2 protein-coding genes are annotated in these 4,377 nt (G+C 66.6%); both read left to right on the forward strand.

Annotation, left to right across the window (positions count from 1 at the left end; genetic code table 11):
- Nucleotides 1–1,358 precede the first annotated feature (1,358 nt).
- Nucleotides 1,359–2,117, forward strand: a complete 759-nt coding sequence (locus A6A27_RS44170) for a hypothetical protein (protein WP_158073959.1) — start codon at nucleotides 1,359–1,361, stop codon at nucleotides 2,115–2,117.
- A 718-nt stretch (nucleotides 2,118–2,835) separates the two neighbouring features.
- Entirely contained in the window at nucleotides 2,836–4,227 is a 1,392-nt protein-coding gene (ltrA, locus tag A6A27_RS06420) for a group II intron reverse transcriptase/maturase (protein ID WP_241825102.1), read from the forward strand.
- Nucleotides 4,228–4,377: the final 150 nt, after the last annotated feature.

The raw sequence follows: 4,377 nt of genomic DNA on the forward strand, positions 1-4,377 counted from the left end.
TCGCTGGCCTCAACTCACCCTGGCAGACAGGGCTGCGGCACGGTCAGCCGGATCCTCGGGGTCGAGCAGGAAGACTCCCAAGAAGACGAGGATGGCGAGGGTGTGACCTACCAGGCCACACGCGACTCCGCAGCGAGGTGCCATGGAGCCCACCTGGGCAGATTCGCCCTCGTCCATCACGCCGAAGACCGTACATCCTCGGGCGGCAACCGTCGTTTGGAAGAGCGCGCTCAACGGGCCGTGATGCCCGAAACGCCTGCGGCCGGCGGTAGAGCCGAATGCCGCTTGTGCCCGCTCATGACCGCTGCGCGCCACGGTTACTGGCCCGTGGGTGGCCCGGCAGGGTTCCTCGCGGCCGCTCTGTCAGTGGGGGTCGCGCTCGCAGCCCACCCAAAGGGCGAGGATTGCCAAACGGCCGGACGCCACGAGAGCGCGCTCGTCGGTGGACAGCTTCCATCTGTAAAACGGTTCGCGGTCACGCGGCTGCTGAGACACATGCACCCGGCATTGACCGCTTGCCTGGCTCGCTCCTTCACCCTCCAGGAGCCGCTCCCAGCCTCCCAAGGATCCAGGGTCGGGCCGAAGGGTGAGCGCGGGGCCTGAGAAGACCTGAGCCGGCTCCATGTCACTCGGGCCGACATAGATGGGCTCAAGGAAGCACTCACAGTTCGCCCCGCCGCCCCAACCCACTTGCCGGTAAGCAGGGTCTACCTGCACCTGAGCCAGATACTCCCGGGCGTGCTCTGAGTTGTCGGGCAGCAATAGCGCGAGCACCCCCGCCACCAACGCTCCGGTCGTGACGGATGCGATGGTGATCCAGACCCGTTTGCGGCGGCTAATGGCGCGTCCCTTCTCGCTGCGGCACGGAGAGTACCAACCGCAGTGCGTTGCAGCGGATCTCCTCGTCGGGCAGTCGTAGACCGGCCAGCCTCCCCGGACGGGACAAGGTGGAGCGCCTCACCAGCCGAACGACCTTGGCCCCGTCCGGGGAGGCTGGTGGCCCTTGTGGTGCCCGGCGAGGTGATCCGCGGGCGGCATCTCTGAGGAGGGCCGGGGTTCGGGGCGGAGCCCCGAGGTCTTCATGGTCCTGGTCGTCCGTCAGTGTGGCCGGCCGGCCCGGCCGATGCCGGCCGGAGGTCGCCAGCAGGCCGGGGCCGGGCCGGCGCGGCCCGCTTTGCGCGCCGCGTTGATCTAATAGAGCGGAATTCGGCAATGCGCGTGGCCGGTACGGTGTCGTGTCCCAGCTGATGCTTACATCGGCGTCCCACCAGACGTTCGACATGATCGACGATTCGGTTGTCCAGCGTCGACCGATCGGCCAACCAGCCATGCAACCGCCGGCTCGTATGGTCACGGGCATGATCGGCAAGCTTTCCACTGCCACGGTGCGCCATCGGTCCGTCGTTCTGATCCTTGGTCTGCTGGTGGCAGGCATGAACGCTGCTGCCGTCGGGTTCGCGCCCTCCTTGGGACAGGTCCTGTTCTTCCCGCTTGTCTTCCTTGCCTTGACGGTCCTGGTCCTGGCGATCATCGGCATAGGGATCCGTCCGGCCTACTTCGTGGTGCTGCCGCAGATGCCGGCCTTCGCCACACCGGCGCCGGCGTGGAAGGTGTTCCTTGCCTTGGGCTTCCTCGGGCCAGCCTCGGCCAGCATCGGCGCGTTGGTGCGCTCTACCAGGGCGGGGATTGCGTCGACCTCCGACGTGGTTCTTGGTATCCCCTGGCTCGTGCTGGTCGCGCTGCTATTTGTTGAGGCTTGGCGGGGCCACGGGGCGCAGCTAAGTCCTCACGGCATACGGCAGAGCTGGGTTCTCGGCTCGCTCACTGTGCCGTGGGAGGCCCTACCGGCGGCGCAGGTCCGCCCGGGTGCCGACCGCCCCTCGCGGCTTCGGATGGACTTCGCCAAGCCTCAGATGGTGAGGCGGCGTGGCGTTCCGTGGAGCCGGAACGCACTGCGCACGGACAACGTCGACGCCCGGTTTCTCGCCGCCGCAATCCGGCACTACGTCTGTCATCCCGAACATCGGGCCGCCATCGGGAGCCAGGCCGAATACCGACGGCTTCTCGCCGAGCTGCCCGACCGGGACGGCGGGCAGGACGAGGGCAACCACCTCTAGGCCAACCGTCAAACATGTGCTGGGACGGATTCGTCAAGCATGTGGTTTGCGCCGTGAGGCGCTGTTGGTTCGAGCGGAGGTGAGAGACCGCCGCCTTTTGCCTGTCGCAGCAGGTGATCGGAGCTGAGGGCAGCCTGATCCGGGTGGTGCCGGGGAGGGTGGGAGCAGCCCTGACAACGCCGGGACGTGTCAGCACTGCCAGATGGTGCGGGCCCGGCAAGCGTGGCGGAGAGGAGTACGCGAGGAACCGGCGCTGTTACGTCCTTCAATCTTGACACCGGCTCGAACCTGGCGGATGTGGGCCGGACGCGGTGCGTCCCTGCTGCTTGCCGTTGCGGCGGGAACTCCTTGGAGGGTCTACCTAAGCCGTCCGGGAGGCCATGGGGAAGGTCTGCGGCGTACCCATGGCGATGCCGCTGGGACACAGTCGGGCTCCTCCTTCGCCGAGCGAACCACAGTGAACACGGGAACCACCCGGCCGTGGTTCCCTGGCGATGGGCAGCCAGCTCACCGTCGGGGATAGGCGCACCGACCGCTGAACCGGTGGGGTGGGGCGGAGCCGTCGTAGTACTCCGAGCCGGGGAAAGCCCGTGCACATGGGGAAGGACGGCAGCGGTTTCAAGAAGGGACGGATGCTGCAATGCCGGAAGATGCAACGCTGAACAGTGGCGCTCCGTCGGATGAAGCCCCACCTGGGCCGTTTCGGCGGGTATCGGAGATGCAGGCCAAGCTTCACCGTTGGGCGGTGGCCGAGCCCGGCCGCCGGTTCGACGATCTGTTCAACTTCGTGTACGACCCGGCGACGCTGTTGGTGGCGTTCGACCGGGTCGCAGGCAACCGGGGTGCCCGCACTCCCGGCGTGGACGGCCTCACGGTCGCCGACGTCGAGGAACAGATCGGGGTTCCCGGGTTCCTGGACGGCCTACGCACCCAGTTGAAGACGGGTGCCTTCCGACCGCTGCCGGTGCGGGAACGTAAGATCCCCAAACCTGGCGGGTCGGGAAAGATCCGGCGGCTTGGGATACCGGTGATCGCCGACCGGGTCGTTCAGGCCGCGCTGAAGCTGGTGCTGGAACCGATTTTCGAGGCCGACTTCGAGCCGGTCTCCTATGGGTTCCGGCCCAAGCGGCGAGCTCAGGACGCGATCGCTGAGATCCACTTCTACGGCAGCAAGGGCTACCGGTGGGTGCTGGACGCCGACATTCAGGCGTGCTTCGACGAGATCGACCACACCGCCTTGATGGACCGGGTCCGGTTACGGATCAAGGACAAACGCGTGCTGGCGCTGGTGAAAGCGTTCCTCAAAGCCGGGGTTCTCACCGAACTGGGTGACCGGCAGGACACGCATACCGGCACGCCGCAGGGCGGCATCGTGTCGCCGCTGCTGGCCAACATTGCCCTGTCGGTGCTCGATGAGCACCTGCACGGGCCGTGGAAACCCGGCGGATCGATGTCAACCGAAGGCCGACGCGCAGGCCGACGCGCCAAGGGGTTGCCGACGTGGCGGCTGGTCCGCTACGCCGACGATTTCGTCATCCTGATCAACGGGGTCGGGAGTGACGCCGAGGCGCTACACGAAGAAGTCTGCCATGTGCTTGCCCCGATGGGTCTTCGGCTGTCACCGGCCAAGACCCGGATCGCCCACATGGCCGACGGGATCGACTTCCTGGGGTTCCGCATCCAGTGGCGCCGCAAGCGAGGTACGAGCAAATGGTACGTCTACACCTTCATCGCCGACCGGCCCGTCCGGTCGGTGAAGGCAAAGATCCGTGCCCTGACCCGCAGGTCGTCGCAACAGGACCTCGAATACGTGCTGACCAGGTTAAACGTGGTCATGCACGGGTGGGCCAACTACTTTCAGCACGCCGTCGCGAAGAACACGTTCAGCATGCTGGACAACTTCGCCTGGCGGCGAGTGATCCGGATGCTCAGCACACGGCACCGCTGGAAGTGGAAGGACGTCCGCCGACGGTTCACCACCCCTACCGGGCGGTGGCTACCGATCAGCACGGGCGAGACCGAGCTGCGGCGTATTGCAGCGATACCAGTCACCCGGTACCGCTACCGCGGCAACAAGATCCCCAGCCCCTGGGTCCCTTCCCAGACCTAACGGCAGTAACCGTGGAGAGCCCGTTGCGTTGAGAGGCGCACGGCGGGTTCGGCGAGAGGTCCGGGGAAACGGACCAGGAGTAATCCTGGCACCGCGCCCCGGGCCTACTCAGCGGGACTAAGGCGTGTTTCATAAGCCGGTCAGAGCCAC

It is taken from the genome of Micromonospora sp. CB01531 (genome assembly GCF_001905095.1).
Lineage (GTDB): Bacteria > Actinomycetota > Actinomycetes > Mycobacteriales > Micromonosporaceae > Micromonospora.